Genomic DNA, 25,300 nt, shown 5'->3' on the forward strand with positions numbered 1-25,300 from the left:
AAAACTCAAGTACAGAGAGAGAACACCATGCTAAAATTCCTCAATCAAGTAGGCGAATACGCCAAAGAGACTCTTCAAGCTGCTAAGTATATCGGTCAAGGGCTATCTGTTACTTTTGACCACATGAGACGCCGGCCGATTACGGTGCAGTATCCTTACGAGAAACTAATTCCTTCGGAACGTTTCCGGGGTCGAATTCACTTTGAATTTGACAAGTGCATCTCCTGCGAAGTATGTGTTCGGGTGTGTCCGATCAACTTACCTGTAGTGGATTGGGAATTTAACAAAGAAACTAAGAAGAAGCAACTCAAGCACTACAGTATCGATTTCGGAGTGTGTATCTTCTGCGGCAACTGCGTAGAATATTGTCCGACTAATTGTTTGTCGATGACAGAAGAGTATGAGTTGGCCACCTACGAACGTCACGAATTGAATTTTGACAACGTGGCCCTCGGACGTTTACCCTACAAGGTTACAGACGATCCGATGGTGACACCGATGCGGGAATTCGCTTATTTGCCGAAAGGTGCGATCGACCCTCATGAAGTTTCCTACACCGATCGCCGCGCCGGTCTGCGTCCAGAGGAAATTATCGAAAAGTAAGTAATTACTCATTAGTCAGCAGTCATCAGTCATTAGTGAAATAACCAATTATTAATGACTGCTAACTAATGAGTAAAAACGAACAATAGAAAACTAATAATTGAGGATAAAAAATTGTGAATCTAGCTGAAGGGGTTCAAATTGTTTCATTTGGAATACTGTCGGTAATGATGATTGCAGGAGCACTAGGAGTAGTGCTGTTCTCAAATATCGTTTACTCAGCATTTTTGCTGTGCGGCGTATTTACTAGCATTGCCGGCTTGTACTTGTTGCTGAATGCCGACTTTGTAGCAGCAGCGCAGGTATTGATTTATGTTGGCGCTGTTAACGTCTTGATTTTGTTTGCGATTATGTTGGTAAACAAGCGCGAAGATTTCCGCACAATTCCCAACGCTTGGGTGCGTCAAATAGCAACAGCAGTAGTTTGCGTAGGCTTGTTTGCGCTTTTGGGTACGATGGTGGTGTCTACTCCTTGGGCTATTGTCGCGACGACGGGAGCACCTGCCGAAAGTTCGATCGTCACTATCGCCAAACATTTCTTCACCGACTTTTTGCTGCCTTTCGAGTTAGCATCAGTGTTTTTGTTGATGGCAATGGTGGGAGCAATTGTGTTGGCGCGCCGCGATTTCTTCCCGGATGAACTGTCAAAAAAGCTATCCGAAACACCTGCTTTGAGTTTGCCGGAAAGACCTCGCGAATTAGTTTCTGCCGGAGATGTGTCTTCGCCAGAATCTAAGTAATATTATGGTGCGCTAAGCGCACCATAGTGTTAGTTTTGTAGTAACTTTAGATTGAGACAAAATCGCAAAATTTATGCAACTGCAACTCCAGTATTTCCTGTTATTAGCCGCCGCTCTTTTCTGTATTGGTATTTACGGTTTGATTACCAGCAGAAATGCAGTGCGCGTGTTGATGTCGATCGAGTTGATGCTGAATGCTGTCAATCTCAATTTGATGGGTTTCTCCAATTATCTCGACCCTGTACAAATTAAGGGGCAAGTATTTACCGTGTTTGTAGTTACGGTAGCGGCGGCTGAAGCTGCGGTGGGTTTGGCAATTGTTTTGGCCATTTATCGCAACCGCAATACCGTAGACATGGAAGAATTTAACTTGCTGAAGTGGTAATTCATCAATAGTCATCAGTCATTAGTCATCAGTCATTAGCGACAAACTAACGCAGATTAACGACTGATGACTAATGACTAATGACTAAGAACTAATGACTAATGACTTCTAGTAATTTCTAGAGTAATTCTACCCCCGAAATCAGGGATGGGGGCAGCAGGTTTCGAGAGTTGTAGTTTAACTTTTTCGACTAACGGTAGTTCTAAAAGCGCTTGAACAATAGTATCTGCTAGGCGTTCGATTAATAAAAATTTCGAGTCTTTGACTAGCTTTTGAATCAGAGTAATTGCGCTGCGGTAATCAAGAGTATGTTGAATATCATCACTTTTTCCAGCTTGCGATAAATCCAGCCATAGAGTAACATCCACTTCAAACCACTGCCCCAAAACTTGCTCTTCCGGCAGATAGCCTGTATATCCGTAACAGCGAATTCCTGTAAGTTGAATAGAATCCATTTTGCAATAAACTAAAAGTGCGTTGTCTATACCAATTTGTATTAAACCAGATAAAGTTCTCTTTCTCTTACCTCTCTTTTCTTGCCCTTTTCCTTCTGCCTCTGCGCTCTTTGCGCCCTCTGCGGTTCAATCACTCTTATTCTATCTTAGATTTTATAACTCTCCTCCTTTCTCCAACTTGTCGAGTAAATCCTCAGCAACTTCATACCATTTCCGCCTAATTTCAGCATCTTCTGGCTTTTCTGTCAAGCTGCGCCCTTGTAATTCTGGATATTTATTGTAATATAATTCATCCACTTTTTGATAGAATATATCTTGATCAATGTTGAGATTTTTGCGTCGTTTACCAATCTTTTCTTGACGAATTATTTCTGCTTCCTCTAAGGATGTATCGGGAGGTTGCTGGGGGGAAGAAAATTTAGGTAACTCCGGCAACTTGGGCAAAGTGAAACCAGATTTGACTACACTAAAAGCTAACATTCCCGGCAATAAAACCACGCTTAAACTCCCTAGGGTTTTCCAAGGTATTAACTGGAAAATGTTGTTGTTTTTAACAATTTGAGGGTTTGGGTTAACAGGAGTATGATTGCTGGTAGCAGTTTGAGTGGCGTTTTTGAAAGGGCGGCCGACAAAGTTCATTGTCACCATTTGGGAAATTATACTGCCAATGTGAGATAGTTTTGGATCTTTGAGTGCTTCGCGGACTTCTTTTGCGGATTGGTAGCGATCGCCCGGTTGTTCTGCTAGCATCTTATCCAACACAGTACCGAGATTTTGACTGACGGTGACGTGCGATCGCCAATCCCAAGTTTTATTATTGATATCGTACAATTTTTGAGGCTTTTTGCCGCTTAGCAGTACCAAAGCCGTGACGGCTAAAGCATACAAATCGCTAGCAGCAGAAACTTTCCCCAGTCGCATTTGTTCGGCCGGCGAATAGCCCTGTTTGCCGATCGCCGTATCCGATTGTCCGTTAAACTGAACTACGGCATTGGCTGCGATTTGCTTAACGGAACCGAAATCAATTAAAAATGGTAGTTTGTCAGCGTCATGCTGAATAATATTATCCGGGGAAATATCGCGGTGAATTAAATTTTTTGAGTGGATGTATTCTAAAACTGGTAAAAGCTGAAATAGCAGTTGAGTAACTTCGGCTTCGGTAAAATTTTTACCTTGCTGCTGCCGCGATATCAATATTTCTTCGTAGGTTTGACCCTTGATATAATCTTGCACTAAAAATAAAGATGGATTCCCGCCAAAATCCGTTCGCAGGAGTTCTCGAAACCTTGGAATTTGCGGGTGTTGGAGGTGGTAAAGCATACTCGCTTCGCGATCGAACAATTCGGCCGCTTTGGGGCTGTGAACCACCGGAGAAAACTCTTTGAGCACGCAATGTTCGTTGTAGCGGTTGATGTCTTCGGCGAGGTAAGTGCGGCCGAAGCCACCGCGGCCTAATTCGCGGAGGATGCGGTAGCGTTTTTCGAGAGTCGAACCAGGGATGAGGAGGGAGGAGTTAGACATAAACCACGGCAAATTGTTCGATTTGGGGAGTCGCCGAGCACAGTATAGCTCATTGTAGCTAAGTTTGTTTGAAGCTCAGGGCGATCGCTTTTTTTTGGGATGGATGAAGGAGAAGAGACACTTTGGTTAAGATTCAGTATTTACAGGCTTTTTTATTGTCGGGTTTGATCGGCTATCGAGGATTTACAAATCCCGATGAGTAAACCCCTTAGCATCTTTCCCTACATAACTAGCAGCAATATGGCCATCTCCAACAACTCGATACTTATAGGTAATCAACCCCTCTAAACCAACAGGCCCGCGAGGCGGCATTTGCTGCGTGCTAATCCCCACTTCTGCACCGAAGCCGTAGCGGAAACCGTCGGCAAATCTAGTCGAACAATTGTGATAAACTCCGGCTGCATCGACTCCATTTAAAAAAGTTTCGGCGGCTTCGCTGTCTTCGGTAACAATGACATCTGTATGTCTCGAACCGTAAGTATTGATATGGTTAATTGCCTCTTCCACAGAATCTACTATTTTGATTGACAAAATCAAATCGCTGTATTCTGTAGACCAATCGGTTTCTGTAGCTTCGGCAATATTTTCTAGGATGGCGCGAGTTTTTTCGTCTCCCCGCAATTCAACTTTTTTCTGCTGCAAAGCTGTGGCAACTGCGGGCAGGAATTTGGGGGCGATCGCACTATGGACTAACAAGGTTTCAATGGCATTGCAGGCGGCTGGATACTGGGTTTTTGCGTCTACAGAAATCTCTACGGCTTTCTGAATATCCGCTGCTTTGTCTGCGTACAAATGACAAATGCCGTCGGCGTGTCCCAACACGGGAATCCGGGTATTTTCTTGCACAAACCGCACGAAGGAATTAGAACCTCTGGGAATAATCAAATCTACATATTCATCCATTTTCAGCAGTTCGATTGTTTCTTCCCGCGTGGTGAGCAACTGCACGACTTCGGGATTAACAGGAGTTTCTGCTAATGCTTGATGTATCACTTTTGTCAAGATTTCGCAGGAACGGACTGCTTCTTTGCCGCCTTTGAGAATGACGCCGTTTCCCGATTTAATTGCCAAGGATACTATCTGAATTAAAGCTTCTGGGCGCGCTTCAAAAATAATGCCTAAAACGCCCAAAGGACAGGTGATGCGCTTCAGAATTAATCCTGTATCCAATTCACGGTGGATTTGCACGACACCGATCGGCTCAGGGAGTTTCGCAACGTCGCGCACGCCCGCGATCGCACTTTTCAACTTGCTCTCATCCAACTTTAGGCGATCGTACAGCGGTTTCGCAATTCCATCCACCTCAGCCGCCTTGCAGTCAGCAGCATTCGCCGCCACAATATCCGGCGCAGCAGCTTCTAAAGCTTTAGCTATAGCCTCAATAGCGTGATTTTTGGCATCAGCGGACAAAACTGCCAATTTTCTAGCAGATACGCGCGTTTTTTGGGCAATTTCAATAATAGACATGGCAGTAACTTTTAAATAGTTTTGATTGTTGAGTTTTGAATTTTGAGTTTTGAATTGAATCCGCACAAATAAATTTCGGGGCGGTTTTCAGTCTTAACAATTCTAGAGGAAATTCTATATTTTTGTTGAGACCCCTTACAGCAATCCGCATTAACAGGTTAAAACAGTGAAGTATAGATAAAATCCCACGATCATTTCCTTTTGTCAATAACCTTTGGAGAGTATTATGTCATCTCACGCCCCTTTACGCAAGGCAGGGCGAGCCGCCAAAGCCGGCGTTAAACTGATACAGAAAACTGGCGGAAATCTCGTTTTAGCTTCCGGCGTCACCATCAGCCTGCTGTTTGGTATGGTGTTAGCGCTATCCTTAGCATCAGTTTTAATTCTCAACAGTCCCGATCCAGTCGCCGGATTGGCGATCGCACTTCCGATAACTCTAATTTTTAACCTTGCTACTTTTTTCCTATCGCCTTACTTGATGGACTTAACCCAAAATTGGCTCTACCATACTCGCTGGGTTTCCCTAGCAGAAATTGAAAGCCTAAGTCCCGAAACAGCAAAAGTTATTAAGAAGGTTTGCAAGCAGAAAAAACTCCAGCAGCCACGTTTAGGAATTATCGACGACCAAAACCCTACTGCTTTTACTTACGGTTCATTTCCCAACAGCGCTCGCTTAGTCGTCAGTCAAGGTCTTTTTACCTATTTAGACGACGAGGAAATTGCCACTGTTTATGCCCACGAACTCGGTCACATCGTCCACTGGGACTTTGCAGTAATGACTTTAGCTTCGACTTTGGTGCAGATTACTTATTTAATTTACACTACAGCTCAAAGGATGGGGCGAAGTGGTGGCGACAAAGCTAAAGATGCTGCCGGTACTGTAGCTGCTGTTGCTTATTTGTTTTACATCGCAGGCACTTATTTATTGCTGTATTTGTCGCGGACGCGAGAATATTTTGCCGACCATTTTGCAGCCGAAACAACCGGAAATCCCAATGCTTTGTCTCGCGCTTTGGTAAAAATTGCTTACGGTATTCTGGAAGAAGGACAAAGAGCAACCGAACCCAGCCGCTTATTAGAAGGAACTCGCGCTTTAGGCATTTACGATGCCAAAGCTGCCACATCTACCGGCACTGCTTACAGAATTACTTCGGAACCGGAAAAAATTGGGCGAGTGTTTCTGTGGGATATGTTTAATCCCTGGGGTTGGTGGATGGAGTTGAACTCTACTCACCCGCTGACTGGTAAACGAGTTCGCGCTTTGAGCACTTATGCCGAACAATTAGGCTTGGATATTGAGTTTGACATGGGCCGTATTGTCGGCGAAGGCAACGATTTGAGCAAGCGGAGATTGTACGGCAATTTTGTGTTCGATTTACTGCTGTACAGTGCAGAAACTCTGGGCTTAGCTGTGGGTTTTGCGATCGGCATTTCCCTGTATGCTGTAAACCCGATGATGATGGTTGCTTGTCCTTTAATCGGTTTGGGTGCGGGAATTTTGCTCAAGACTTTGGTGATGTTCCCCAATTACGAAGAAGCAGAACACTTGGATGTTTTAACCTTAATGTCTGACCCTTATGCAAGTCCCTTGCGGGGTCAACCGACGCAACTGCAAGGCGAATTAATTGGTCGCGGCGATGCGGGTTATACCTTCGGTTCTGATTTGAAACTGCAAGACAGAACGGGAATGATTTATCTGCGCTATGCTTCTCGTTTTGGGCCAATTGGTAATTTTCTGTTTGGCATGAAACGGGTTGAAAGTTTGATTGGAATGGATGTTAGCGCTTTGGGTTGGTTCCGCCGGGGTGTTGCACCTTGGATGGATTTGATTCAGCTTGAAAGCGATAGCGGTACTACGGTTAAGAGTTATCACCGCTTCTGGTCTGTTGTGATGGGTATAGCGGCGATCGTTCTTGGTATTGCGGTGCTATTTGTTTCATTTCCCGCTTAAAAGTTGAAACGAATAAAGTCCTTACTACCAACAGGTTCATAGTAAAGACTTTATTCGCCTTAAGTCAGGGTTAAGGAGGAAAGCATTCGTGTCAACTTAAGCAATTGAGAGATTAACATCTTCCTAATTAGAATCCCTGAGTGTTAAACCAAGGGCTTAACTGATGACTGAGGATTGTTAGGTGGTTTAGCTGATTTGAATTCCGGTGTGGAGGACAATTGTTTCAAATCGATGAAGACCGAAAATTGGCTGGTATCCAACAACCCGGATTTAAGTTGTTTTTTCTTCTGCAATTGTTGACCGAGCGCACAAAGTTTGCACATGATTTTAGCTCTTTTTGATGATATAATAGTCGTTCTGGAAATCATGGGCTAGTTGCTTGATTTCAACGCTACTAAACCCAGCTTCACTCAACATTTGCAGCGCTTTTTCTTGACCCCACATCGTGCCCAATCCCATGCCGCCATAGGCTAAAGAAACTGTCATACAGTGCATACAAGAAATGGTGTAGAGGAAGGGGGCAATGGGATGGTCTAGATTACCGCCGACATCCGTGGTGGCGCGGATATCTTGCATCAAGTAAACACCATCGGGACGCAACGCTTTGTAGATGTTTTGCAGGACAATATCGGGTCTGGCTTGATCGTGAATTGCATCAAATGTGGTTATGAAATGGTAGCGATCGCATTCATCCAATGTCGCGGCATCCTTCACCTCAAACTGGATATTATTCAACTTCCGCAATTGCGCTTCCGTGTTGGCATTGGCGATGGCTTCTCCCGAAAAATCGTAGCCTGTGAATCGGCTATTCGGAAAGGCTTCAGCCAGCTTATTGAGTGCTCGCCCGCTGCCACAGCCGACATCTAGCACCTCAATACCCCGCTGCAACGCTTCGGTAAGTCCGGGAATCAGTGGCAGAATATGGTCAAATAGAGCAGATACCACGGTTTGTACGCTATCTTCTGCCATCACGGCATGAAAACGTTTGAACTCTGAGTAGGGTACACCGCCGCCTTTGTAGAAACAATCGATAATCCGGTCTTCCACCGATGCCAACACCGGAATGAATTGAGCAAAGGGGGCAATGTTGTCAGAAGCCGCAGCCCGTGTCAGGAATGCTGCATATTCTGTCGGCAAAGTGTAGGTTTTGTCGATCGAATTATAATCCACTAAGCGACCCGTTACCATTGCACCGAGCCATTCCCTCACGTAGCGTTCGTTCAATCCGGCAGCATCGGCAATTTGTTGACTGGTAGAGGGCGGCAATTCTGCCATTGTGTCAAACAGTTCGGTGCGATGCCCGATCGAAATCATGACGGAGAGTGCGCCACTGTTGAGAATGTCCAGCATCCGTCCGGCGAATGCTTCTGCTTTGGTTTGATCGAATGTTTGTGTCATCATAATTTAAGCGTGATGGTATTCAAAAGTTTCTATTTGGAAGATTGGATGTTGCCAGGGGTACGAGCGTCAGATTCCTGCCCGTCAATTCAACATTTCACCTATCTGTTCTTGCACCCAAGTTTCAAACAATTCGCGCAGCAAACGTTGACGCATCGCTAAATCGAACTGAGCCGGAATCAATGTTTCTAATCTGACGATCGCCAGCCATCCTTCTACAGGGATAGGATGCCAAAGCTGACCGGGCCGGCTTATCGCCAACAGATGCGCCAAATTCGGGTGGATTGTGCCGAGTTCGGCCGGGCCAACGATTCCATTGACTTGAGCTTCTGGACCTTGGGAATACTCGCGCGCCAGTTCGGCAAATGATTGCTCTTTTTCTTGAATCCGAAAATACAGTTCGCGGGCAATTTCTGCGTCTTTAACCCGAATCAAAGAATAGATGACTCGATCTAGCGATCGCTTGCGTTGCAGAAAATATGACTCTAGTTTGTGATGCCAATTTTGGTGTTTGAATTTCTCAATTTTGAGCAGTCGCGGAATAAAAACAGTCTCTAAAAATTCCCGACTCATTCCGTACTGTTTTAGCCAAAGCTGCTTTGTGGTTTCGTCGATCAGTTGATTTTGTTCGTAGAACTGCTGGCTGGCATTCACGATTTCTTCAGCGGTGCAATCGATGGGGGCGATCGCTTCATCAATGATGCTCTCGCGGTATAATTGGGGCAGCATTTGGTAGCTGGCAAGTCGAGGAACTATCTCCTCTCCAGAGAGGGTGCGATTGCGGATTTGTAATAAAACTGCGGTCATAGCTGTCTGGCTTCAATTAAAGCCATTTGAACGAACAATTGATAGGGTAAGGTGCACAGTGTGCACCCTACAGATAAAGTTTTTACATCCAGGACTTTCTAGTTGGGAATCGGAGTCAAGGTAACAGAATAATTAGTGTTACCTGTGAATTGAGAGGCTTGAAGATAGTAGTTAGTTGCAGGAGCCAAGTTTTGGACAAATCCTTCGGAAATAGTGCCTCGCTTAACCACACTTCCAATTACCTCACCTGCATCGACGGCGCGATTGTTGTTTTTGTCTTGAATCAATCGGAGATCGGCATCAGCGCTGAGATTATTGAGACCAAAGTGATAAAATCCCTGGGTATTGACAGCGAAATGGATAGTATCGGTGGTGTCGGTGTTACCCACAGAACCTTGATGAGTTCTTGGTTTGTCGTTGGAAAAGACGGCACCGAAATCATCTTCTACGGCGAGGACTTTGCTGGGTGTTCCGAGCGCGTCAGCCGATACTCTCAAATTGTAGGGAGTATCGTTGAACGCACGGTTCCGATTGACTTGCACCACGTAATTGCCTGCATCAACGTCAGCAACTACTGAGGACAAGTTGATTACTTCATCCAAACGCAATCGATCGGAAATAGCAATTTGCTTATCGTTACCATCAACTAAGCCATTGCCATTGAAATCCCGAAATAGTTGAACATTCAGATCGTCGGTCATACCAACCAGCCCAAGGTTGATATTTTTATCGCTATCCAGACGGAAACTGTAGGTGTCTTTGCTGTTGAGATTACTGATAGTGCGGCGCGGAACTACTACGGCACTATTAGATGGCAAGGTACCAAGGTCAAATTCAGCCATTTTATTTCTCCTTAAAGTGTAAAGGGATTTGTTAATTTGCTGGTTGTTTGCTTAACTTGATATCAATCTAACGAGGCGATCGTTCCGAAACCGTTCCGAAAGCGTTCTCGAAGCGTTCCCAAAGCATCCAAGCGCGATCGTCCGCGCGAATTCAAGGCTTGAGAACTTCCGCACACCAAACGCGATCGAAGGGAATTCCAGCTTTACCGTGGGCTTCTCGAATCACTTCGGCATCGGGCGCGTTCAGTTCCCACAGGACACGAGTTTTATCCAGCGACGCATAGGAACGCACCCATTCAATACCCAGTTCCTGATAGCAGGCTAAAATTAATCGCTGGGCTTCGTTCAACTCTTCATCGGTAAAGCCATTCGGATAGCTTCCCTCCAACAGCTTGAGGATTGGTTCGTTCCATACAGGTGGCACACCTTCAGGTTCAATAACTTGGGCTGTCCAAACCTTGGTAAACCCAACATCGGCTTGGCGATAAGCTTGTCGCACAGACTCTGCATCTGGTGCCTCAAAGGTGCAAATCATGCGATCGCGATCGGCTGATAGTAAAGAGTAGCGCCACGTGCCATTTCTTGCCCCAAGACAATCCAAAACTCGCGTATCAGCTAACATTTCTGCGGTGATGGGTTGATCGGCAACGGTTTCAACTTTGATAAGAGACATAATTACTTCCTCTTAATTAGTAATTACTGTTGATTGGTCACTGTTGACTGTTAACTAATGACTCATGACTAATTGTAGCGATTGATGATTTTCCTCACTCTCACCCGAATTTTTTCAGCGCCTCGCAGTGGACAAAGTGAGCGAGTTGTCACCCCCAACATAAACGTAGGTACAGTCTGCTCTACGCTCGCATTCTCAGCCAATCTGTAAATGATAGTGTGATCGTACAAAAGTATCAGAAAATTAAGTTCTTGCCTGATGAATTTCTTTAGCAGTCCTCAATCCAGATGCTAATGCCCCCTGCATCCATCCCCTCGTAGTAGAAGTGTGTTCTCCAGCAAAATAGACTTTACCTTCCGACTTTCCAAGTTCATCAAAAAACCTTTTTTCTTGCTCTTCAGTCGGGTATGCCCAACCAGACCTCGACCAAGGATCTTTAGCCCAAGAATAACTGGTCATCTTGCCCTGATAAGCACTGACACCAGGGAGAATCTTTTCCCATCGCTGTAGTAATTGAGGCAATTGTTGTTCTGGGGCGAGGGCATCCATAGCAAGGGCATTTTCCCCTTTCAGATAAGCTTCCAAAATACCTGTTTTTCCAGGAAAATCCCAACTTGGTTGCCACAGTTCTTCAGGACGATCGTCAAACAAACCCCAACCATTCAATCCTTCTTTTTCCCAGAATTTTTCGGAGAATTCAACAAACATTCGTGTCGCTGCGCGATAGTTATAACCCCCAGCGATAGCAAGCTGTTTTTGAGGTGATAGTGGAGGCTGAAAATTGATCTGTCCCAAGACTGGCAAGGGAACAGTACACACTACGCAGTCTCCTGTGTATTGCTGTCCTGATTGGCACAAGACTTGAACCCCTGAAGAAGTTTGTTCAATGCGAGTAACCGCAGATCCTAGATGAATTTTATCAACTAGAGCGGTAGCAAATGCTTGTGGTAATCGATCTGAACCTTGAGCAATTTTAACAACTTTTGATATGTCTCCGCCTGGTATAACTTTAGCTAAATCAGCAGCAGAAATCAGAAGACGTTGCCCATTCTTCACAGCAATGTAAAGCCCATCTGGTGGTAAAAAACGCTTGAGAGTCAAACCAAAATGTTGAGCATAGCCAAGTGTTAAATTGTGATCGGATGGAATTCTTGCTGCTCCTGCTTCTACAAAATGATTATCACTAAAATTGCCTCGCAAGGTCAAAACTCTCCCTCCTACTCGCTCACGGGCTTCTAAAACCGTTACTGTATGTCCTACTCCTGCTAACTCGTAAGCGGCAACCAAACCAGACAACCCGGCTCCGACGACGATCACTTTCTGAGAGGATAGTCCTTTCTCTAATGCTCCTGGAGTTCGGGAGTTTTGGGCTTTAACTTGAGCATGGGCTATTACCGCACCAAACGTTACAGCGCTACTTAATAGAAATTGACGGCGATTCATTTTAAACATAGCGTTCTAGCCAATAATTACAGTAATACTAAAGGTTTTGCATAATTTAGCAAAAAAGGAGAATATGAAGCAATTATCAAACAAGCTGAAGAGTTTAAAAAATTAGATCGGCGATATGAAGTAAAGTAAAGTTCCCTGTGATGAACACCATCCCTAATAGCAGTTCGCTACAACTAATAACTAATGACTAAATCTGTTCGATCGCCCGATCGACAGCAGTGCGGGCGCGGAAACTCAGCGCAGGGCGATCGATGCGATCGCGCAGCGATTCAAACCGCGCGATCGCCCCTTCTCGATCGCCCAAACCTAAAGCACCCTCAATCAAAATCGCCCAAGCCAGAGCAATCTCGCTGGGATGATCGACGGTCTGAGCAGCTTCTAAAGCAGCTTCAGCGCGGGCTGTTGCCAAAAGGAGTCGATCGCACTCTAAATCGACTTGAGCCGCCCCAATCAGCACATAAGACAGCATCCGTTTCGCATCCACCTGTTGCAAAGTCGCGATCGCCCGCTCCAAAGCAGCATCGGCTCCAGTTTGCTGAAGCTGATAGTTTGCTAAAGCTAAAAGTGCATTGGCGATCGCACCTTCACTGCCTTCGCCTTTGATTTTGGCTCCGACGATCGCCATTTCCTGACAATAAGGCAATGCCGCCGCCGGATCGCCCGCTTCCAGTTCCGTCATCGCCAAATAGCTGAGGTTATAACACTCGCACCAGCGATCCTGCTGGGCCGCCGCCGATCGCCACGCCTGTTGCCACAAAACTCGCGCTTGGGCATAGTTCCCGTGATGGCGCTGTACGGCACCGAACCCTTGGTCAATTCCGATGTTCTTCAAACCAACTCTCTCAGCCAGGGACTGCGCTTCTAGCAACAATGCTTCTGCCCGCGCCATTTCCCGTCCAATTTCCGCCAAGCAAGACCCGCCATAGGCCAGCAATCGCACGGCAGTAGCTGGACTGGATGCCCGACTTACCTCTGCTGCGCGCAGCGAGTGTTGATGAACGTTAGCGAAGTTGCTGCGATCGAAATGCAGGATCACCAATGCCTCAAGTCCCGTGGCTTCTGCTTCTTCTAAACCGAGAGCATTTGCTTCATCGATTAAGCGGTGCACCTCGCTGTCGAGTTGAGAGACTCGATCGCCTGTAACGCCTGCGATCGCGCTAACCCGCAGCAATTTTAAATGCAATTGAATGCGAGTGCGATCGTCAAGTCCTTGACATTGCTCGATCCCAAGCTGAGCTAGGTCGGACGCCTCGGTGTAGGCAAACAATTTCAGGCAGCGTTCGGCGGCACAGAAGGCGCTAGACGCTGCTAATTCTCGATCGCCCCCGATGGCCGCGTGACGCGCAATATCGCCAGCCCAGGCACCGTCTGGTGTGGAGAGTTGATTCAATTTATGGGCAATTTGCAAATGTATCAAATGGCGGCGCGGTTGTGACAACTGCCGGTAGACAGCCTGACGCACAATATCGTGAGCAAAGTCATAGCCGATTTCGTCACCGACAGAGGCGCTGGGACGGATAATGGTTTGTTGTTCGAGCTGTTCGATCGCCATCAGCAATTTCGGCAGCGGATAGTCTGCCACATGAGCCACCGCTGTCGGTTTGAAGCTCCGCCCCAATGCAGCGGCCCAAGGCAAAAATTCGCGAGCCATGTCATCTAATTGGTGGAGGCGATCGCGGATCAAAGCCTCTAAATTATCAGCATGAGTAGACCGATCCTGGGACAATGCCCGGGCAACTTCCAGCGCAAACAGGGGATTCCCCCCACTATCGATAAATACGCGCTCGACCGCTTCTGGAGATAGCTCTAACGGATTAACCGCTTGCTGTCTGCGAATCAATTCAGCCGTTTGTTGTCGATCGAAAGGATGCAATTCCAGCGTTAGCAGCCGTCGTTCTCGTCTGAGAGCCTGCACCACCCGCTCCATGCCCGCATTCTCCTCTAGTTCCCTGGAACGCGCGGTGCAGGCGAATAAAATCCGCTTGTGACTCAACAAGCGGATGGCGTAGTGCAGCAATGCCGATGAGGCTTCATCGATCCACTGAATGTCATCCAGAATCACGATTAACGCAGTCTCACTGGCAGATTGAGCCAGCAATTGTACCACCGCATCAAACAGATGACTGCGATCGGGCGGAGCTTTCCCAGGTTCAGCGAGCTCTGGGAGCAAGAAACCTAGCTCCGGCGGAATGTTGAGGGCGGGGGGAATAACGATCGATCGCAGCGCATCGATCCAGATGCCGTAGGGTCGCACCATCTCGGCCGCAAATCCGCGTCCCCACAGCACTTGTACCGCCTGTGCCGTCGATCGCAACTCCTCCAGCAAGCGAGTTTTGCCGATTCCGGGTTCGCCCGCGAGCAAGAGCACTGGCGATGCCTCAGCGCTGGCGATCGCGCCGCAGTTCGCAAGCAGTATCGGCTTTGCCCACTGCTGAATCGATGCCCATTCGCGATCGCGTCCCACTAGAGGCGACAAAGCCAAAGGCGAGGGAAACAAAGTCGTTTGGGGCGGCCCGGCGGACTGAGAGGATGGTTGAATGTCGGGCGCTGCGTCTTCCAGCAACAGTTGCTCGTAGAGCTTGCGAGTGATCGCACTGGGATCTACTCCTAGTTCCTCGCGCAGCAAAGTCATGCAGCGGTGGTAGACTTGCAGTGCATTGGCGCGATCGCCGTTCAAATGGTGCGATCGCATCAAAGCTGCGTAGCTGGTTTCGTGCAACGGATCGATCTCCAGTAAGCGCTGTGCAGAGCGGATTGCAGCCCGATAATCACCCTGAGCTTCCGACAGGCGAGTCAGAGATTCGAGTGCATGGAGCAATTTCTGTCGCAGGTGTTCGCGCTCTGAAAAAATCCACTCATCCTCACAACTCGGCAGCAAATCACCGCCGTAAAGTGCGATCGCTTGCTCCCAGGCTGTTCTGGCACCGTTAACATCTGCGGCTCGTTCCGCTGCTTCTGCTGCGGCGAATGCCCGTTCAAACTCAGCCACATCCAGCACGAAAGGCGCATGGGGATTCCATTGCAGGGTTTTGGCATCCGCCAGCAGGTAGCGATCGGCATCGGGGAGTCCGTGACGCAGGTGATGCAATTCCCGGCGCAAGTTGGTGCGAGCTTGGGCCTCCGTTGAATCGGCCCAGAATTGAAAGGCAAGCCGCTGACGGGTTTGCGGGATATCGCGGTGCAGTACCAGGTAAGCCAACAAAGCTTGCGGGCGCTCTGCGGTGACACCGACAACGGGCTTGTCTGCACAGGAAAGGCAGAATCCGCCTAGTAGTTTGATATCTAAGGTAGAAAGCATATAGCTAGATATTATTTGTGATTTTAATCCATGCTCCGGCGTGTTAACTTCAGGAATGTCAGCAGGTGGCGATCGCAAATTTAAATGACATTGCTATACTATGTTATCCGCGCGGCGGTCTGTTGGAAGCCACAATTTTGTATTCTTAATATAAATGTAATATAGGTACCAATACTTCGGACAGTTTTGGAACAGTGGCGCTCCGCGAGCAGAGCCAAAAACTCCCTGAGATTTTAACCGATAATCAAAAAAAAGGCACTTTTTACGTTAAGCTCAAAAAACACACGAACTTAAAAAAATGCCCGATGAATATTCTAGAATCTATCTTACAACAAATGTCAGGGATTAGTCAATCACAAAAAAAGTTTATGGTAATTTTATTTTCCACCATATTACTTGTTTATGGCAAAGTTAATTTTACCAATCTGAGCCGTTATAGTTCATTGAGTGAAAAAACTTATCGTCGTCATTTTTTGAAAAAATTTAGTTTTAGTGAATTCCATCAATGTTTTATCAAGAAAGCCTTGAATTCTCAGCGAACAATTATTGCTGCAATCGATTGTTCATTTATTAATAAAAGTGGCAAAAAGACTGAAGGTAAAGCTACATTTTATAATGGTGTAGCTGGCAGACCTGAAGAGGGATTAGAAATTTCTGTCATTTCTCTTGTCGAAGTTGAAACTCATTTATCTTATAGTGTGAGCGTACAACAAACGCCCTGGCGTCCTCCTACAGAACTACCCAAAACTCCCCTAACTCCTAAAGGGAAAAAAACGTCAAAAAAACAGACAAAAAAAGAGGCAGTTAAAAGCTCAACGCCTGAATTAACAAGAGTTGACGACTATGCCAAACATTTAAAAGAAACTCGTTTTATATTGCCAGAATCTGTACGTTATTTGGTAGCTGACGGTTATTATTGTCGCGCCAAGTTCTGGGATGCTGTAGGGGATTTAAATTTACATTTGATTAGTAAATTACGGTCTGATGCCAACTTGAATTACATCTATACAGGTGAAAAAAACAAAATAGGTGCACCTCGCAAATATGATGGAAAAGTAGATTGTAACAAATTAAAAAACTTAACTTTTATCAAAGAAATTAAGCCGGGGGTTAAGCTTTATTCATTAGTAGTATGGAGTGTTTGTTTAAAATGTCAAATACGTTTAGCTTGTCTTCAAGAAGTTCAACCTAACGGTAAAATTAAAAATATTTTATTGTTCAGCACTGATCTCGATCTGACAGGTGAGCAAATACTTGAGTATTATCGGGCTCGTTTTCAAATTGAATTTATTTTTCGTGATGCCAAACAATTTACAGGTTTATCCGATTGCCAATCTTGTAGTGGTCAACGCCTGGATTTTCATTTTAATGCCAGTTTGATTGCTTTAAATTTAGCCAAATATGAAGCTTATAATCGTCATTCATCTCCCGATACATTCGTGTTTTCGATGGCTTCTTATAAACGCCTTGAATTCAATAGGCATATACTTTACACCTTTATTGATAAGTTAGATTTAGACCCGAATTTAATTTTAAATCACCCTAACCTTCCGTCAGTCCTATCCTATGGTACTCTCGCTGCTTAAAAACTGTCCGGAGTATTGAGGTACGGTATGATCGCTTTTACTACGACTCTCACTCAATGCAATTAACAAGGCAAACATGAGCGCCAAAATTGCTACCTTCAGCCTCTTGTTTATAGTTTTGACTCTAGCATTCAGCAACACGCTTTTCAAAAATCATCTGTTAAAACCTTTCAAGGACAGCAATTTGTCCAACAAGTTAACATCTGATTTGACCAACTTGACCGCCCAAACGGAAAGCCAGGACAAAAAAAACACCATGCAACGTATTCTCGATGACAGCGCGAAATTAGAAAAACTAGCTGGGGATTTCCAATTTATAGAAGGCCCGATTTGGCATCCAGACGGCTTTTTGCTGTTCAGCGATATTCCCGCCAATATTATCTATAAATTCGCCTCTAATCAGCAAGTTGAGGTATTTCGCAGACCTTCGGGAAAAGCCAACGGGAATACTTTAGACAAAGAAAACCGCTTGCTTACTGCCGAACACGAAAATCGCCGCGTATCGCGCACAGAAAAAGACGGCAAAGTTATCACATTGGCGGATAAATACGAGGGCAAGCGGCTCAACAGCCCGAACGATGTGGTCGTTAAATCCGACGGCAGCATTTATTTTACCGATCCGTCCTACGGTGTTAGTAAAGACCAGGAAGAATTGGGTTTTTACGGGGTTTACAGGCTGGCACCAGACGGAAAATTAACTCTGCTGGTTAAGGATTTGGTGCTGCCGAATGGCATTGCCTTTTCACCAGACGAGCAAAAGCTTTATGTTAATAATTCGGAAGCGGGATACATTGCTGTTTTTGATGTAAAACCGGACGGAACTGTTACCAACCAGCAGCTTTTTGCGGATTTAAAAGATGCCAGTCAAGGCGGAGTTCCCGACGGTTTAAAAGTTGATGTAGAGGGGAATGTTTACAGCACCGGGCCGGGGGGAGTGTGGATTTTCTCGCCGGCTGGTAAGCTTTTGGGGAAGATTTCTGTTCCTGAGACGGCGACTAATTTGGCTTGGGGAGAAAGCGATCGCAAAACGCTTTACATTACTGCAAGTAAAAGTCTTTATCGAATTCGGCTTAAAATTCCGGGCGTGCGGGCTGGAAAATGATCTAAAATCGGGCGAAGTTGAAAGTAAAGTGACATTTGCAGGCGAATCTCATATAAAGTATTTGTTTGTAGTAGTTCTTCAGCGCTGCTGCGAACTTTTATTTAAGACATTTTTTGACTGCGATGTTCATAGCCCGCTTGCATAAATTTCTGACTGCGACTGTTGATGAAAAATCCCGCTCGCACACAATATTTTGGTTGACTCTCAGCTTGACTTTTGCCGCAATTTATGCTATTTTAGGACTCAAGCAAGTCTTGAGCGCCGAGTATATGGTGCAAGACGATGCGAGGCAGCACGTTTTCTGGATGATGCGGTTTGTCGATCCTGAATTATTCCCCAACGATTTCATTGCTAATTACTTTCAATCAGTCGCTCCCGCAGGATACAGCACGCTCTACAAATTAGCAACAACAATTGGCATTCACCCGCTATTATTTCACAAAATATTGCCGCTATTTCTCTGCTTAATTTCCACTTATTACTGTTTTGGCTTTTGCCTAGAAATTCTGCCAGTGCCGATGACTGGATTTATTGCATCTTTGCTGTTAAATCAGCATATGTGGATGACTGATGATTTGGCTTCCACAACGCCAAGAGCTTTTATATATCCGATATTTCTGGCTTTTTTATATTATTTGTCGCGCAGTTCGTTGCTGCCTTGTTTGGGAGCGATCGCACTTATCGGACTATTCTATCCTCCTTACGCCTTGGTTGCTGCCGGAATTTTAGTTTTGCGCCTGCTATGCTGGAAAAAAGGCGGTTTGCGCTTGTCTGGCGATCGAACAAATTACCTATTTTGCACTACAGGTTTGGGATTAATATTTTTAGTAATGCTGCCCTATGCCTTAGATAACTCTGAATTTGGCCCAACTTATACCGCCGCAGAAGCGAAGCAAATGGCCGAATTTGCACCAGACGGCAGAAATGCTTTTTTTCGTCCAAATCCCAAAGATTATTGGTTGACAGGGCGGGGCAGCGGAATGTTTCCCAAGTCGCTGTTTACGCCTGTAACTCACTGTGTAGGGCTGTTATTTCCGCTGCTGCTATTTTTGCGATCGGCTTTTCCCTTAGCAAATCAAATTCAACGCCAAATCTGGCTTTTACTTCAGCTATTTTTAGCATCCTCGGCGATGTTTTTAGCTGCTCACGCTACCATTTTTAAGCTGTATCAACCAGGTCGCTATACAGCCTACAGCTTGCGATTTATTGTAGTTTTCATAACTGCGATTTCCCTAACTTTAATTATCGATATAGTGGGTCATTTGGCATCAAAAAGCGCAACAACATTTAATGTAAAAAATCTAGTGGCACTAATTACTACCGCGACAATCGCTATCGCCGTTGTCCTTTATCCCTGCTTTGTCAAAAAATTTCCCACAGTCGGGTATATAGAAGGTCAAATGCCAGCTTTGTACAAATTTTTTGAGCAACAGCCTAAAGATATCCTGATTGCTTCGATCGGGGCAGAGACTGACCATCTGCCAACATTTAGTCAGCGTTCGGTTCTGGTGGCAAAGGAATATGCAGTGCCTTATCAGAAAGGCTACTACAGCAAATATCAACAGCGAGTAAACGATTTAATTCGCGCTCAATACACTCCCGATCGAGCTGTATTGCAAAATTTTATTAATCAATATGGAGTGAATTTTTGGATGCTCGATCGCAATGCTTTGACTCTTCAGTATATAAAGGATGATGGCTGGCTAAATCAATTTGATTCTACACCAGAGGCGAGCCTTTCTCTAGAACAAGGGAAAATTCCCGCATTAGCTTCAGCAATGACAAGTTGTGCTGTTTTTCAAAATGAAATTCTAGTGGTTTTGGATGCGTCTTGTATTGTAAAATTGACCGGGAAGTAAGGCGAGGCAGACCCAAAGCATCTGCATTCCTAGGCAGAGCATGGAAACTCTAAAAAAAAGTCAATTACGGGATTGGGAAGATATCAAACATGAATTAGAATGGTTAGAAAATCCTAATTATTCTGTTAGTGCAGATGTTAGCGCCTGCTGGGATGAAACAGGAACCGATTCGGTTGTGTGGGGCTTGTTATGCTGAGTCACCTTGTCATAAGATGGAGTGGCAGTTTATTTAAGACGGTGACGGGTGTGTTAGCGCAGTCCCTGCGAAGCAGGCTCGGCATCATTTATGCTTGCTGTTGGAATGTCCCAACTGTGGGGCGAGGTTTAAGGTTCCGGCTTTGTCGGTTGATAGCCGATGTCAGCGGTGTTTGATGGGTTTTGGAGAGAGGGCGAATTGGCAGAAAATAATTGTATAGTTGCTATCACTGTTTTCTAAATATCTTGATCTCTTGAGAGATTGTTCTATGATATCAATATTCAAGAGGAAATACATATTTTAATATTTATGATATAACAGCTACAAATCAATGTAAAATTATAAAAAATCGCGTAGTTTGTTATCGAAAATGCTAGAATTAAGACAAAAAACACCAAATATAAAATCACCAACTGTACTCGATATTTTTTGCGGTGCAGGTGGGATGAGCTTAGGCTTTCAGAATGCTGGGTGTGAAATTTTAGGGGGAATTGATAAAAATCCTCATGCTATAAGAACGCATCATAGAAACTTTCCTAACTGTACACTGATGCGTGATGCTCAGTCTATCGAATCTATTACTGATTTGAGTAAGCTGGGGTTGAAGCCTGGAGAGATTGATATTTTAATTGGGGGCCCACCCTGCCAAGTATTTTCAGTAGTAGGCAAAGGTAAAATGAAGTCTTTAGGAAAACATATCGAAACTGACACTAGAAACTTTTTATATAAAGAATTTATTAGAGTAGTTGAATATTATAAGCCTCTCTTTTTTGTAATTGAAAACGTCAATTATCTTCTCAATCACTGGATATTTCCTACTTTTACAAAAGATTTACAAAAGGGATTAAATAGAAAAAGAAAGGATTATCCAGGCTATAATCTTAGCCATCAAATTCTCACTGCTTCTGATTACGGTGTCCCTCAAATCCGCAAACGCTTATTTATTGTGGGTAGGCGTAAAGATACGAATCTAACTTTCGAGTTTCCCGATGTGAATACAAGTTCTCCTGTCTCTGTCGGGGACGCAATTGGAGATTTACCAGAATTAAAGCCTATAAGTCTACCTTTGAAGAGGAAAAGCACTGCACCCAAGCAAATAGACGTTCCTAAAGCTTACCATTTTTCGCCTAAATCGGAGTATCAAAAGCTAATGAGAACTCAATCTTCTGATACGGTAATGAATCATATGTGTCGATCGCATAATGATAAAGATTTGCATATCTTTAGCATCATGCCTCAAGGAGGTATATATAAAAATATCCCTGATGAGTTAAAACGCTACAGCGAGCGGAGTTTTGAGGATAAGTATAAACGCTTACACTGGGATAAACCCTCATGGACACTAACGGCACATATGCAGAAAGATTGTTTGGCCTATATCCATCCAACACAAACCAGAAGTATCTCTGTAAGAGAAGCTGCTAGACTGCAAAGTTTCCCCGATCATTTTGTATTTGATGCACCTATGACGAAAATGTTTGAGCTAGTTGGGAATTCTGTACCACCTCTTTTAGCTGAAGCGATCGCCAGACCAATTGTAAAACAAGTACAAGCCTACTACGAAGCTCAGGCTGAAAGGGGTTAACCTAGCTTCAGCTATACCTCAAGTGCATTTCACAACTAAAAGCAGACAAATGGAGAAGACCTAAAATGAACGACTACGATAGAGCTCGTCTGGTGGCTCAAGCTCTGTTGAAGGGTGAACAGACACCCACTCGGCAAATCATTCAAGAAAAAGTCAAAATCGCCGTTGATTCTACTAGAACTAGCGAACAGGGCCATACCGTTGAGGTAGATGAGGAAAAACTCGTCCGGGAACTTGAAAGTCTTTTCAATATTTGGATGGGTTTAGGTACTGTACTAGAAAATAAACAGGGTCATATCCCTTGGTTGGCTGATCGCAACAGTGAAATCAATTGGGATTTCTGGAACCGTTATATACGTTATTTAGAGGAAGAAAAGGGCTGGGCACCAGCGACTACCAAAGGTTTAGACCAGTTGACCGACTCTATTCTTCAACGCCTAGAGAACCCTTTACGCTCAGGAAGGTGGGATCGGAGGGGGATGGTTGTTGGACAGGTTCAGTCGGGAAAAACAGCAAACTATACTGGTCTGATCTGCAAGGCGGTTGATGCAGGATATAAACTGATTATTGTGCTTGCTGGTATCCAGAACAGCTTGCGGAGCCAGACACAGATCCGTTTAGACGAAGGTTTTCTGGGATATGACTCACAACTACACAGAGCTTCGACTCAAGAGAGTTCCGCCATTGGAGTAGGGCTAATTCCTGTTGGAAAGAGGCTGATTGCTGATTCAGCTACAAACAGTGCCAATAATGGTGATTTTAATAAAAAAGTAGCAGGTCAGTTTGGGGTATCAGCAGGGGGTGGGAATCCACTATTGTTTGTTGTCAAAAAGAATACAACTGTACTCAAAAATCTCCTACAGTGGGCTTTACGTCATGGGGATAAAGATGAAAAATCAGGAAAACGCATCGTCAGAGGAGTTCCCTTACTCGTCATTGATGACGAGGCAGACAATGCCTCAATCAACACAAATCCCCCACTATTCGATGAAAATGGCAAAGTTCAAGAAGAGTATGATGTTTCAGCAATTAATGGATTAATCAGGAAGCTGCTTCACAGTTTTGAAAGGAGTGCTTATGTGGGTTACACAGCTACACCATTTGCTAACATCTTCATCTACCCAGATCCGGATCAAAAAAATCAAGAATTTGGAGACGATCTCTTTCCACGTAGTTTCATTATCAACCTACCTGCACCATCAAACTACATCGGCCCAGTAGAGGTATTTGGACTGGACACCGATCCGGCTATTGGTCTTGAAGTATCAGAAGCGTTGCCTATCATCCGACCAGTAGAAGACCAAAGAGAATGGATGCCGGACAAACACAAAAAAGATCATGTTCCGGGTGAACTTCCAGGTTCTCTCAAGGAGGCAATTAGGGCGTTTATTCTTTGTTGTGCTGCAAGAATTGTGCGAGGACAGGAGAACCAACACAACTCAATGCTAGTTCATGTCGCCCGTTTTACGGCTGTCCAATCCGAGGTAGCAAAGCAAGTAAAAGACGAATTGACTTCTCTAAAACAACGACTGCGGCACTGCGATGGCAAAGTAACAGGTAAGCTAGAGGAAGAATTTGAGCAGCTATGGAAAGATGATTTTGTGCCAACTACTTCATCCATACTCTCATCCATTGATCCAGAACTAAAATCACTTTCTTGGGAAGAAGTTAAACCTTTACTGCATCATGCTTCCTCTAAGATTCAGGTCAAGAAAATCAACGGCACAGCAAAGGATGTACTAGACTACTGGGAACACAAGAATGGGCTGAGTGTTATTGCGATCGGCGGCGATAAATTGTCTCGTGGTTTGACCTTGGAAGGTCTGAGCGTCAGCTATTATCTCCGAGCATCAAAGATGTACGACACGCTGATGCAAATGGGTCGATGGTTTGGATACAGACCAGGATATCTCGACCTTTGCCGATTGTACACAACTAATGACTTGGTTGAATGGTACGAACACATCACTGTTGCCAGTGAGGAACTCCGGCAAGAGTTTGACTATATGGCTGATGCCGGAGCGACACCTGATGAATTTGGTCTAAAAGTTCGCACGCACCCACAAGGGCTGGTCATCACCGGGGCTAATAAGATGAAGACAGGCACCGTCATGCAACTGTCATACACCAGAAGCCTTAGTGAAACCACGATCTTCTATAAGGATGAAAATAAAAACCAACAAAACCTTGAAGTTACTGAAGAAATGCTGAGAACACTTGGTGAATACTCTAGGAAAGAAAACAACTATATCTGGCAAGATGTCCCGGCTAAAAAAATTACCAATTTTATTTCAGGCTATCAATCACATCCTAAAGTTAAAACTGCGAACACCACACACCTTGTAGATTACATTAACGCTCAACTTCCTCAAAAAGAACTCGTGTTATGGACTGTTATTCTTATATCAAATAATCGAGGCAAAAAAAGGTGTATTGCGGGACATGAAGTGGGTACAACTCTGCGTAAGGATGCCTCCCCTGAATCTTCTCAAGAATATCGCCTGAGCAAGTCTCGACTCCTGAGTCCAACGGATGAATGGCTCGATCTATCAGAGGTAACTCGTCAAGAGATTCTCGATCTCACTAGGATTCAGCGAGAAGAGGCTGGTAAACCACCGGGGGCTGGCAATACACCTAACGGAAAAATTTTGCGTTCCAAGCGTTCACCAAAGAACGGCTTACTGTTGCTCTATCCACTAGAACCCGAAGTAATCGATTCGGAAATTCCTGTGATCGGTTTTGTGATGAGTTTCCCCGATAGCAAGACAGCCCAGATGGTCGAATATAAGGTTAACAATGTATACTGGAAAGAGGAATTTGGTCAGCCATGACAGTACAAAAAACCTGGAAAATGCTGGAAGAGGATACTGCAAGTGTACCTTCTGGCTATATCATCCGCCGCCTGTTACCAGAGGTTAAATACGATGTTTATATCGCTATTGAAAGACCTTCTAATGCACGTTTGCTGATGATGCGAGTGGATTACAAATCAATCGGAAAAGTCGCTGTTTTTCCTAATTCTACCTGCTTTGAGGTTAGGCGTGTAGCCCTGCAAGGTGATGAGGATTCCCATGTCACCCTGCAACTGGTACTTATTAACTCGCATTACAGCGATATCTTTACAACATTAGTACAGGACATTGTTGATGCAATTGCCCCGATTGCGGATGAGCAAAACGCTGTAGGGGCTTTCTTTACCCGTCTGCAGCGATGGCAAGCATTCTTAGAAAAACATAACCCCGAAGGACTTAGCCAAGCGGAACAGCAAGGATTATATGGTGAACTCTGGTTTCTGCGGCATATTAGACCTCTTGCGAAAGTGCGAGCGCTCTAGTAAAATAAAAGAAAAAATTAGCTGAATAATATGAATTACGAACAAT

The 25,300-nt window shown here is 44.9% G+C and carries 20 protein-coding genes; 11 read left to right on the forward strand and 9 right to left on the reverse strand.

Translation table 11 applies throughout. The annotated features are described in order from the left end of the window. Positions 1 to 27: 27 nt before the first annotated feature. From ndhI to nuoK, 3 genes are all read left to right on the forward strand, one after another. The gene (gene ndhI / locus QUA77_RS18475) at positions 28 to 603 is read left to right on the forward strand and encodes an NAD(P)H-quinone oxidoreductase subunit I (RefSeq protein WP_333042046.1); all 576 of its coding nucleotides are present in this window, start codon (positions 28 to 30) and stop codon (positions 601 to 603) included. A 116-nt stretch (positions 604 to 719) separates the two neighbouring features. Then, positions 720 to 1,343: an NADH-quinone oxidoreductase subunit J gene (locus QUA77_RS18480; RefSeq protein ID WP_333042048.1), complete on the forward strand. Its 624-nt coding sequence runs from the start codon at positions 720 to 722 to the stop codon at positions 1,341 to 1,343. A gap of 79 nt (positions 1,344 to 1,422) precedes the next feature. Then, positions 1,423 to 1,728, forward strand: a complete 306-nt coding sequence (gene nuoK, locus QUA77_RS18485) for an NADH-quinone oxidoreductase subunit NuoK (protein WP_228042566.1) — start codon at positions 1,423 to 1,425, stop codon at positions 1,726 to 1,728. Between the two features lie 98 nt (positions 1,729 to 1,826). On the opposite strand, the gene folB is transcribed toward nuoK, so the two are convergent. The 3 genes from folB to QUA77_RS18500 all read right to left on the reverse strand — a co-directional run bounded on the left by folB (position 1,827) and on the right by QUA77_RS18500 (position 5,171). Beyond that, positions 1,827 to 2,183, reverse strand: a complete 357-nt coding sequence (gene folB, locus QUA77_RS18490; RefSeq protein ID WP_333042049.1) for a dihydroneopterin aldolase — start codon at positions 2,181 to 2,183, stop codon at positions 1,827 to 1,829. A gap of 153 nt (positions 2,184 to 2,336) precedes the next feature. Next, a complete protein-coding gene (locus QUA77_RS18495; protein ID WP_333451664.1) occupies positions 2,337 to 3,704 on the reverse strand; it encodes a serine/threonine-protein kinase in 1,368 nt (455 codons plus the stop codon). A 183-nt stretch (positions 3,705 to 3,887) separates the two neighbouring features. After that, positions 3,888 to 5,171 (reverse strand): glutamate-5-semialdehyde dehydrogenase, encoded by a 1,284-nt coding sequence (locus tag QUA77_RS18500; RefSeq protein ID WP_333451666.1) that lies wholly within the window; start codon positions 5,169 to 5,171, stop codon positions 3,888 to 3,890. A 226-nt stretch (positions 5,172 to 5,397) separates the two neighbouring features. Here QUA77_RS18500 and QUA77_RS18505 point away from each other — a divergent pair, with 226 nt between their 5' ends. After that, positions 5,398 to 7,122 (forward strand): zinc metalloprotease HtpX, encoded by a 1,725-nt coding sequence (locus QUA77_RS18505; protein ID WP_333451668.1) that lies wholly within the window; start codon positions 5,398 to 5,400, stop codon positions 7,120 to 7,122. A 327-nt stretch (positions 7,123 to 7,449) separates the two neighbouring features. On the opposite strand, the gene QUA77_RS18510 is transcribed toward QUA77_RS18505, so the two are convergent. The 6 genes from QUA77_RS18510 to QUA77_RS18535 form a co-directional block, all read right to left on the reverse strand. Continuing rightward, on the reverse strand, positions 7,450 to 8,523 hold the full coding sequence (locus QUA77_RS18510; RefSeq protein ID WP_333451670.1) for a class I SAM-dependent methyltransferase: 1,074 nt from the start codon (positions 8,521 to 8,523) through the stop codon (positions 7,450 to 7,452). A gap of 81 nt (positions 8,524 to 8,604) precedes the next feature. After that, positions 8,605 to 9,327, reverse strand: a complete 723-nt coding sequence (locus QUA77_RS18515; RefSeq protein WP_333451672.1) for a peptidylprolyl isomerase — start codon at positions 9,325 to 9,327, stop codon at positions 8,605 to 8,607. 98 nt (positions 9,328 to 9,425) lie between these two features. Then, the gene (locus QUA77_RS18520) at positions 9,426 to 10,169 is read right to left on the reverse strand and encodes a hypothetical protein (protein WP_333451674.1); all 744 of its coding nucleotides are present in this window, start codon (positions 10,167 to 10,169) and stop codon (positions 9,426 to 9,428) included. Positions 10,170 to 10,320: 151 nt separating this feature from the next. Further along, a complete protein-coding gene (locus QUA77_RS18525) occupies positions 10,321 to 10,842 on the reverse strand; it encodes a DUF4242 domain-containing protein (protein ID WP_333451676.1) in 522 nt (173 codons plus the stop codon). 243 nt (positions 10,843 to 11,085) lie between these two features. Further along, positions 11,086 to 12,294 carry a flavin monoamine oxidase family protein gene (locus QUA77_RS18530; RefSeq protein WP_333451678.1) on the reverse strand — a complete coding sequence of 403 codons (1,209 nt, stop codon included), beginning with the start codon at positions 12,292 to 12,294 and terminating at the stop codon, positions 11,086 to 11,088. 187 nt (positions 12,295 to 12,481) lie between these two features. Further along, positions 12,482 to 15,592 carry a BTAD domain-containing putative transcriptional regulator gene (locus tag QUA77_RS18535; RefSeq protein WP_333451680.1) on the reverse strand — a complete coding sequence of 1,037 codons (3,111 nt, stop codon included), beginning with the start codon at positions 15,590 to 15,592 and terminating at the stop codon, positions 12,482 to 12,484. 194 nt (positions 15,593 to 15,786) lie between these two features. Here QUA77_RS18535 and QUA77_RS18540 point away from each other — a divergent pair, with 194 nt between their 5' ends. The 7 genes from QUA77_RS18540 (at position 15,787) to QUA77_RS18570 (ending at position 25,254) form a co-directional block, all read left to right on the forward strand. Then, on the forward strand, positions 15,787 to 17,178 hold the full coding sequence (locus QUA77_RS18540) for a transposase (RefSeq protein WP_333451682.1): 1,392 nt from the start codon (positions 15,787 to 15,789) through the stop codon (positions 17,176 to 17,178). A 256-nt stretch (positions 17,179 to 17,434) separates the two neighbouring features. Next, positions 17,435 to 18,280, forward strand: coding sequence for an SMP-30/gluconolactonase/LRE family protein (locus tag QUA77_RS18545; RefSeq protein ID WP_333451683.1), 846 nt, complete (start codon positions 17,435 to 17,437; stop codon positions 18,278 to 18,280). Between the two features lie 122 nt (positions 18,281 to 18,402). Beyond that, positions 18,403 to 20,139, forward strand: coding sequence for a hypothetical protein (locus tag QUA77_RS18550; RefSeq protein WP_333451685.1), 1,737 nt, complete (start codon positions 18,403 to 18,405; stop codon positions 20,137 to 20,139). A gap of 40 nt (positions 20,140 to 20,179) precedes the next feature. Next, a complete protein-coding gene (locus QUA77_RS18555; protein WP_333451687.1) occupies positions 20,180 to 20,335 on the forward strand; it encodes a hypothetical protein in 156 nt (51 codons plus the stop codon). 370 nt (positions 20,336 to 20,705) lie between these two features. Beyond that, positions 20,706 to 21,920, forward strand: coding sequence for a DNA cytosine methyltransferase (locus tag QUA77_RS18560; RefSeq protein ID WP_333451688.1), 1,215 nt, complete (start codon positions 20,706 to 20,708; stop codon positions 21,918 to 21,920). A gap of 65 nt (positions 21,921 to 21,985) precedes the next feature. Further along, positions 21,986 to 24,751, forward strand: coding sequence for a Z1 domain-containing protein (locus QUA77_RS18565; RefSeq protein WP_333451690.1), 2,766 nt, complete (start codon positions 21,986 to 21,988; stop codon positions 24,749 to 24,751). Further along, positions 24,748 to 25,254: a PD-(D/E)XK motif protein gene (locus QUA77_RS18570; protein ID WP_333451693.1), complete on the forward strand. Its 507-nt coding sequence runs from the start codon at positions 24,748 to 24,750 to the stop codon at positions 25,252 to 25,254. Before QUA77_RS18565 ends, QUA77_RS18570 begins: the two co-directional genes overlap by 4 nt. The last annotated feature ends 46 nt before the right edge of the window (positions 25,255 to 25,300 follow it).

Origin of the sequence: Microcoleus sp. K5-D4, from assembly GCF_036704575.1 — a bacterium.
GTDB lineage: Bacteria > Cyanobacteriota > Cyanobacteriia > Cyanobacteriales > Microcoleaceae > Microcoleus.

Excerpts from the sequence above, each read along its gene's own strand:
- QUA77_RS18515 (WP_333451672.1), bottom strand. The coding sequence starts at position 9,327 with ATGACCGCAGTTTTATTACAAATCCGCAATCGCACCCTCTCTGGAGAG.
- QUA77_RS18505 (WP_333451668.1), top strand. The coding sequence starts at position 5,398 with ATGTCATCTCACGCCCCTTTACGCAAGGCAGGGCGAGCCGCCAAAGCC.
- QUA77_RS18530 (WP_333451678.1), bottom strand. The coding sequence starts at position 12,294 with ATGTTTAAAATGAATCGCCGTCAATTTCTATTAAGTAGCGCTGTAACG.
- QUA77_RS18535 (WP_333451680.1), bottom strand. The coding sequence starts at position 15,592 with ATGCTTTCTACCTTAGATATCAAACTACTAGGCGGATTCTGCCTTTCC.
- QUA77_RS18545 (WP_333451683.1), top strand. The coding sequence starts at position 17,435 with ATGCAACGTATTCTCGATGACAGCGCGAAATTAGAAAAACTAGCTGGG.
- QUA77_RS18510 (WP_333451670.1), bottom strand. The coding sequence starts at position 8,523 with ATGATGACACAAACATTCGATCAAACCAAAGCAGAAGCATTCGCCGGA.
- QUA77_RS18560 (WP_333451688.1), top strand. The coding sequence starts at position 20,706 with ATGCTAGAATTAAGACAAAAAACACCAAATATAAAATCACCAACTGTA.
- QUA77_RS18520 (WP_333451674.1), bottom strand. The coding sequence starts at position 10,169 with ATGGCTGAATTTGACCTTGGTACCTTGCCATCTAATAGTGCCGTAGTA.
- QUA77_RS18495 (WP_333451664.1), bottom strand. The coding sequence starts at position 3,704 with ATGTCTAACTCCTCCCTCCTCATCCCTGGTTCGACTCTCGAAAAACGC.
- QUA77_RS18570 (WP_333451693.1), top strand. The coding sequence starts at position 24,748 with ATGACAGTACAAAAAACCTGGAAAATGCTGGAAGAGGATACTGCAAGT.
- QUA77_RS18525 (WP_333451676.1), bottom strand. The coding sequence starts at position 10,842 with ATGTCTCTTATCAAAGTTGAAACCGTTGCCGATCAACCCATCACCGCA.
- ndhI (WP_333042046.1), top strand. The coding sequence starts at position 28 with ATGCTAAAATTCCTCAATCAAGTAGGCGAATACGCCAAAGAGACTCTT.
- QUA77_RS18500 (WP_333451666.1), bottom strand. The coding sequence starts at position 5,171 with ATGTCTATTATTGAAATTGCCCAAAAAACGCGCGTATCTGCTAGAAAA.
- QUA77_RS18550 (WP_333451685.1), top strand. The coding sequence starts at position 18,403 with ATGTTCATAGCCCGCTTGCATAAATTTCTGACTGCGACTGTTGATGAA.
- folB (WP_333042049.1), bottom strand. The coding sequence starts at position 2,183 with ATGGATTCTATTCAACTTACAGGAATTCGCTGTTACGGATATACAGGC.
- QUA77_RS18565 (WP_333451690.1), top strand. The coding sequence starts at position 21,986 with ATGAACGACTACGATAGAGCTCGTCTGGTGGCTCAAGCTCTGTTGAAG.
- QUA77_RS18555 (WP_333451687.1), top strand. The coding sequence starts at position 20,180 with ATGGAAACTCTAAAAAAAAGTCAATTACGGGATTGGGAAGATATCAAA.